The sequence below is a fragment of the Streptomyces sp. NPDC050856 genome (assembly GCF_040653855.1).
GTDB lineage: Bacteria > Actinomycetota > Actinomycetes > Streptomycetales > Streptomycetaceae > Streptomyces.
Genome location: NZ_JBFAGV010000063.1, coordinates 1 through 5,463, shown reverse-complemented (window position 1 = coordinate 5,463; position 5,463 = coordinate 1). Strand labels below are relative to the sequence as shown.

General features: G+C 69.5%; 4 protein-coding genes. 1 reads left to right on the top strand and 3 read right to left on the bottom strand.

Features of this window, described 5'->3' with window-relative positions; translation table 11 throughout:
* Positions 1-95 precede the first annotated feature (95 nt).
* Together AB0H53_RS28945 and AB0H53_RS28940 are read right to left on the bottom strand one after the other, a co-directional pair.
* On the bottom strand, positions 96-2,144 hold the full coding sequence (locus AB0H53_RS28945; protein ID WP_362119587.1) for a PA14 domain-containing protein: 2,049 nt from the start codon (positions 2,142-2,144) through the stop codon (positions 96-98).
* A gap of 455 nt (positions 2,145-2,599) precedes the next feature.
* Positions 2,600-3,205, bottom strand: coding sequence for a TetR/AcrR family transcriptional regulator (locus AB0H53_RS28940; protein WP_362119584.1), 606 nt, complete (start codon positions 3,203-3,205; stop codon positions 2,600-2,602).
* A 91-nt stretch (positions 3,206-3,296) separates the two neighbouring features.
* Between AB0H53_RS28940 and AB0H53_RS28935 the strand changes: the two genes are divergently transcribed.
* A complete protein-coding gene (locus AB0H53_RS28935) occupies positions 3,297-4,499 on the top strand; it encodes an MFS transporter (RefSeq protein ID WP_362119582.1) in 1,203 nt (400 codons plus the stop codon).
* A gap of 108 nt (positions 4,500-4,607) precedes the next feature.
* Here the strand turns inward: AB0H53_RS28935 and AB0H53_RS28930 are convergent, their stop codons facing one another.
* Positions 4,608-5,228, bottom strand: coding sequence for a helix-turn-helix domain-containing protein (locus AB0H53_RS28930; protein WP_362119579.1), 621 nt, complete (start codon positions 5,226-5,228; stop codon positions 4,608-4,610).
* Between the last annotated feature and the right edge of the window lie 235 nt (positions 5,229-5,463).

Here is a 5,463-nt window from a genome sequence, read left to right as displayed (position 1 = left end):
ACGAACCGACAAACTCGCCATCGCCTACCAGGCCGCACTCCACCTCGCCGCCATCCTGATCTGGACACGGCACTGACCAAGGAGACAGAACCTAGCTAGACGCGGTCCTGGAAGAGGCAGGTCCACACGTACGTGCCCGCGACGCTGCCGTCGGCGCGCACCGCTTCCAGCGTGTAGAAGTATGTGTTCGCCTTCGTCGCCGTGCTGTCTGCCCACGACCGGGTGTCCGCCGGCAGCAGCCCGGCATGCTGGGGCTCGTACTTCTCGGTCGCCGGATTCCACCGGCTCACGCGGTAGCCGGTGACCGTGTCGCAGAGCGCGGTATTGGTGCACTGCCAGTTGACGGCCAGGGCGGGCGGCGAATGGACCTGCGAGTTGTGGCCCATGCTGCCGAGCTCCCAGTCCCGGGTGACCGTCACGGACGGCCGGACGTCGAACTCGGTGGCGTCGATGACGGTGACCTTCGGGTCGCTCGGGTGCAGCGTGTTGCCCCAGCGGTCCCGGGCGGTCACCGCGTACACGCCCGTCTCGCCGTCCGGCAGGTCGCCGCAGAGGGTCGCGAGCGGGTCGCTCTGGCCGTCCCAGCAGTTGTACGGGCCGAGCCACTTGACTGTGCCGTCGGCATGCCGCTCGCCGGTCCACACCCAGTAGTTCTCCAGGTCGTCCTCGGTCGAGGCGGCCCAGCTCACCACCATGCCGTCGCCGCGCGGCGTCACCTTCACGCCGGTGACCGGCCCGGGCGCCACGTTGTCGCCGGTGCGGACGACGAGCGGCACGGAGTACGCCGACTCGTTGCCGTCCGGGTCCACCGCAGTGACGGCGTACGTCACGTACGTGCCGTCCGGCGCGGTCAGGTCGCGGCAGATGCCGCCGGTGCTGGTCTCGTCGCTGTTCTCATCGAAGCAGGTCACCTTGGTGGCCGTGGCCGGGGCGAAGGTCTTGCCCAGCGAGCGGTACACACCGTAGTGCCCGCCGTTGTCGAAGTCCTCGATCCAGCGGACGCCGCCCTGTTTCCAGTACACGTCGGTGTAGCCACGGACGTCGGCGCCGAGACCGGTCGGGGCATCCGGCGGCGTACGGTCGACGCCGTCGCCGGTGACCGTGGCGTACGCCCCCGGGTTGCCGGACGCGTCGATGCCGCGGACGCGGTAGTACCGGTTCACGTTCGGGGGCGCGTCGGTGCGGTACGACATCGTGGTCGTCGTGCCGAGCAGCTCGAACGGGCCGGTGGCCTCGGACGAGGCGTACACCTCGTACTTCGCCGCGTCGGCGACGGCCTGCCAGTTCAGGGCGGCCCGCCACGCGTCGCTGACGACCGTGAGACCGGTCGGGGCCACCGGGCCCGTGCGGTCCACGGTCGTCGCCGTCACGTCCGGGCTGCCGGTGGACTCGCGGCCCGCCTTGTCGACGGCGCGGACCTCGTACAGGAAGGTCTGGCCGGTCGCGGGTGGTGCGTCGACGAAGGACGGGGAAGTGAGCAGCGACGTGCCGCTGACCTTGGCCCGGCTGGTGGCGCTCAGCCAGCGGTACACGCGGTACCCGGCGAGGTCCATCTCCTTGTTGGCGGTCCAGCGCAGGGTCGTCTTGGCGGTGTCGCGGTTGTACGCGGCGGTGAGGCCGGTCGGGGCGAGCGGCTTGACCGTGTCGGCGGCGGCCTCGGTGCGCGGGGTGTACGTGAAGGCTGCGTTGGCGACGCCTGTCCAGGCGACGTAGTCCACGCGGATCGTGTGTTTACCGGCCGACAGGCTCAGGTCGACGCTCTTGCGGGCGGTGGTGGAGACGTTCTTCCACAGGTCGATTTTCCGCTCGCCGTCGACGTAGACGCGCATGCCGTCCTGCGTGGCGGAGGAGAGCCGGAAGGGCCCGCCGGAGCCGAAGTCCCGGGTGAGGGACCAGCGGACGGAGAAGTTGTCCTTGGGCAGCGTGACGCCGGCCGGGTCGCCAGACCCGTAGTTCTCGCTGATGGCGGTGTCGCAGGTGGTGAGCCTCGGCGTGCCTCTGAAGGTGGAGTTGCCGAAGTACTGCGCTTTCCAGACGGGAGAAGTGCAGGTGACCGCCGCGGAGGCGGGGGCAGCGGTGATCAGGCCGCCGGTGGTGGCGAGCGCGGCCGTCGCGGCCAGCGCGGACAGCCGGGTACGAGTCATCACAGAGAGTGGGGCCCCTTCTGGACCAAGGGAAAGCACGTGAAACGGGTGACGCCTGTGTGACTCACGAGGCGGGGGCAGAGTTGCCCCGCCCGCTCACCTTTTTCACGGACGTTCGCCACGCGTCGGCCGTACCGGTGGACGTCAGCCGTAGCGGCGCGCATGTTCCCGTACGGCAACCGCTCGGCCATCGGATGGATCGACTTGCGCCGGTCACATCGCTCCGCCATGCCCCCGACCAGGCAAGATCAGCAGACCTCACGAAGCACTACTAGGCGGCGATGCTGGGATACGGGTACGGCGAGGGCGGCGAGGTGAACCTCGATATGCAGGTCCATTGGACCTTGCCATCACTATGCCCGGCCCACGCCCCCGCGCGGACGAGCCGCAGGCGACGCCATAGCAGACCGTTGAGTCGGCGGTGGCCCGGATCGAGCTCCACTGGCTCCGGGCCATCAGGCAGATTCCGGGGACGTGGGGCCCAGGCCCCGGATCACGAAATCGATCGCGGTGGTCAGACGCTTGAGGTCGTGCCCGGCTCGTTCGCGTACCCGTAGGCCGAGAACCGTGGTGAACAACAGCTCAGCGGCGGCGTCGGCGTCGAGGTCCTCGGACAGCTCACCACGATCGCGCCCCTCGGCCAGGGCCGAGCGCAAGGCCTGGCGTGTGACCTCGAATGCGGCCTCGGTCCGCTGCTGGACCTTCTCGTCGGTGGTGCCCAGTTCAGTTGCGGTGTTGACCACGAAGCAGCCGCGACCTGGCTTGCCGTCGGCTGGGCAGGTGACCAGCCACAGCATCCATTCCCGTAGCACCTCCCGGACCGGGCGGTCCGTCGCGTCCAGCCGCTGGCGTGCCTGAACGGATTCCGTGGCCCGGTAGTGGTCGAGCGCGCGAAGGAACAGCGTGTGCTTGTCGGTGAATGTCCGATACAGGCTGCTGGGTGTGAGCTTCAGCTCGTCACCCAGGTCGCGCACCGAGGTGGCGTGGAAACCGCGTCGCCAGAACAGGTCGGTCGCCGAGGTGACCGCGTTCTTCTCGTCGAACTGTCGGGGGCGTGCCATAGGTTCACCTTACCCAACTTGTGGAGCGTTCGCTCCCATACTAGTGTCGCCGTATGGGAGCGAACGTTCCCGAATTATTGAGGAGGATGCGTTGACGACCGCAGAGCAGACCCCCGCCCAGACGAGGGAACCAGGGGCCCCGGACAGAAGTCGCTGGATGGCGGTCTCCGTGGTGACTCTGGGCACCTTCCTGCTGGTGACCGCCGAGCAGCTGCCGATCGGTCTGCTGACCTCCGTGGGGTCCGCGCTGTCGGTCTCCCAGGGGACGGCAGGACTGATGGTGACGGTGCCCAGCATCGTCGCCGGGTTCGCCGCACCGCTGGTACCGATGATCGTCGGGTCGCTGGACCGCCGCATCCTGCTGCTCGGACTGATGGTCCTGATGACCGTCGCGAACCTGGGCTCCGCCCTGGCGCCGAACTTCGCGGTGCTGGTGGGCTCCCGGGTGCTGGTCGGCATAGCGGTCGGCGGCTTCTGGGCGGTCGCCGCCGGCCTCGCGGTACGGCTCGTCGCGCCTGCGGACGTGCCTCGCGCCACCGCGGTCATTTTCGGCGGCGTCGGAGCCGCGAACGTGTTCGGTGTCCCGCTCGGCACCCTGGTCGGTGACCTGACCGGCTGGCGCATGGCCTTCTCCTCGCTCAGCGCCCTGGCACTCATGACCCTGATCGCCCTGCTGGCGGTACTACCAAGGCTGGTCGCCTCCCAGCCCATCCGGCCCAAGCTGCTGATGGAGCAGCTCCGCAACCCAGGCGTGCGCGTCGGCATCATCGCGACGGTGCTCCTCGTGTTCGGACACTTCGCCGCTTACACGTTCGTGAGCCCGGCGCTGCAGAAGCTGTCGGGGATCGACGAGCGCTATGTCGGTCCGCTGCTGTTCGGGTTCGGCGCGGTCGGCATGATCGGCAACTTCGTCGCCGGTTCGGCGCTCTCCCGCCGCGTGCACCGCAGCGTGCTGACCATCGCCGTAGCCATGACGGCCGCGATGCCCCTCTTCCTACTGCTGGGCCAGACCGCGATCGGCGGCGCCATCCTGCTAATCGTCTGGGGTCTGGCCTTCGGTGGTGTGTCCGTGGGCCTCCAGACTTGGATGATCAAGGCCGCTCCGCAGGCCGTGGAAGCGGCCTCCTCGCTGTGGGTGGCGGTGTTCAACCTGTCCATCGGCTGTGGCGCGCTGGCCGGCGGCATCATCGTCGACACGCTTACGCTCCAAGGCGTGTTCTGGCTCGGCGGCGCCTGCGCCTTGCTCGCCGCCATGGCGATCTGGACCGCACGCACCAACGACGCCACGCGCTGACCGAATTCTGCGCGGGACCTGCCGAAAATTCGTCACCACACGGCGCGGACCGGGTCACAAGGAGATTACCGAGGCCGGCCCTGGGGCCTGTTGGTCGCCCCGCCCGCCTCAGGCCGGGCGCATCGCCGCCCGGTACTGGGACGGAGAAATCCCGTACCGGCGGGTGAATGCCTGGCGCAGCGCCTCGGCGCTGCCGAAGCCGCAGCGCGCGGCCACGCTCGTCATCGGCAGAGTCGTCGAGGCGAGTACGTGTGCAGCGGCTTCGGTGCGAGCCTGCCGGACGTAGCGGCCCGGCGCCCGGCCCAGCTGCTCCGTGAAGAGACGGGTGAGGTGGCGGGGTGTCACCCCAGCCCGCGCGGCCAGCGTCGCCGTGGTCAGGTCGTCGTCCGGGTGGGCCGCGATGTGCTCGACGAGCGCGCGGACCCCGTCGTCAGGGGCCGACGGGGTCGCGGTGAACAGGCTCATCTGCGCCTGGTTCCCGGGCCGTTGCAGATACACCACGAGGTCCCGGGCTACCTGGCGGGCCAGTTCGGAGCCGTGGTCCTCCTGGACGAACGCGAGGGTGAGGTCCAGCGCGCTCGTCACCCCGGCCGCCGTGTAGACGTGACCGTCGCGGACGTAGATCGGGTCCGGGTCCACTGCCACGTTCGGGTGCCGCTCGGCGAGCAGGCGGGCGAAGCGCCAGTGGGTGGTCGCACGACGGCCGTCCAGGAGCCCGGCGGCCGCCAATACCCCGCACCGGTGCACACCGACGCCACCCGCCGGCTCTCCCGCGCCAGCCGGCGCACGTGCCCGACGAACCGCGTGTCCGACGCCGCCCGCTCGTACCCCGTACCGCCGGAGACGATCAGCGTGTCGAGGGGGCCGCTTAGGTTCTGTCTCCTTGGTCAGTGCCGTGTCCAGATCAGGATGGCGGCGAGGTGGAGTGCGGCCTGGTAGGCGATGGCGAGTTTGTCGGTTCGTG

Bases quoted from the DNA above. Each gene is read 5' to 3' on its own strand.
- AB0H53_RS28940 (WP_362119584.1), bottom strand. From the start codon at position 3,205: ATGGCACGCCCCCGACAGTTCGACGAGAAGAACGCGGTCACCTCGGCG.
- AB0H53_RS28945 (WP_362119587.1), bottom strand. From the start codon at position 2,144: ATGACTCGTACCCGGCTGTCCGCGCTGGCCGCGACGGCCGCGCTCGCC.